This is a genomic window from Bacillus sp. LR_5 (assembly GCF_042709275.1).
In genome coordinates, this window is the sequence record NZ_JAVAXX010000605.1 from 1 (window position 1) to 1,189 (window position 1,189).

Annotated in this window: 1 protein-coding gene; it reads right to left on the minus strand. The window is 41.9% G+C overall.

Annotation, left to right across the window (positions count from 1 at the left end; genetic code table 11):
* The coding region (locus RAC86_RS38880; RefSeq protein ID WP_377886975.1) for a cytochrome P450 at positions 1-855 on the minus strand (855 nt) is incomplete at its 3' end.
* Positions 856-1,189: the final 334 nt, after the last annotated feature.

Genomic DNA, 1,189 nt, shown 5'->3' on the forward strand with positions numbered 1-1,189 from the left:
ATAGTAGCGAAGCGTTTCTTCTATTACATTGGCAACATTGTCTGTATTTTGTCTTACCTGCTGTTGGACCACTGAGTCTTCTGTCAGATAGCGAACTGCATTTGCAATCAAATTTGTAGTCGTTTCATTCCCTGCGACGAGAAGAAGAATACAAAAACCGATCAGCTGTTCTTCTGTTAAATGTTCTCCGTCGATTTCCGCCTGTAAAAGCATTGTCATTAAATCCTCTTTTGGTTCAGTTCTTCGTTTTGACAGGATGTCCCTGAAATAGTCACTTAAAAAAGCGTGGCCGCCACGCCGATTATGGAGCATGTCATCAACAGCTTTGTCGGAGCTATCCTTTGCTCCAGCTACAAGTACGTCGGAGTATGTTTTAATCAAGCGGCGGTCTTCAATCGGAGCGCCCAGCATTTCAGCTATGATGATAACAGGGAGGGGACCTGCAAAATCTTCAATGATATCGATTGTACTCTTTTGCCGTGCTTCTTGTAAGAGAAATGCTGTCACGTCTTTTATGCGGGTTTCGAGTTGCTTTACTGCTTTTGGGGTAAACGCTCTGTTGACGAGAGCCCGTAATTTGGTGTGTTTCGGAGGGTCCATTGTTAATATACTTTCAGTCTGTATGCCGCGTTTTGATGAAAAGAACTTGGGATTTTTCAGGACGAACTGAACATCATCGTATTTGAAAACATCCCAGCAATCCCGCTGTTGGTCATAACGGACAGGGGACTCACGCCGGAGCTTATCATAAATTGGGAAAGGAAAAAGCCGGTCTTTTTCGGAGTGCAATTCTTCCATCGGAATAAGGTTGGCGTAACGTTCTTCCTTTGAAGGGCGTGCAGTTTGATTTGTCATTCTATCATCTCCTTTCTCCATACGTTACCAAACCCTGTTTTTCAATTCAATGGACATAAAATAAAGAAAATGTAAATCGGACAATCGTTTCACATTGAAGATAACGGTGAAGATCGGCTATAATAAAACTAAATGAACTGTGTACCAAATGTTCAATATCTGGATCTTATACACATCTACGAGCCCACGAGACACTCGCTAACCTCGTATGCCGTCTTCTGCTTGAAAAAAAAAAAGATAAACTGCAAATATACTTCAAGCTTCGTAACACCAATAGCGACGACAATAGACTCCGAAATAGGGCATGTCATATTAAACTCTGTCAGTTATAGCA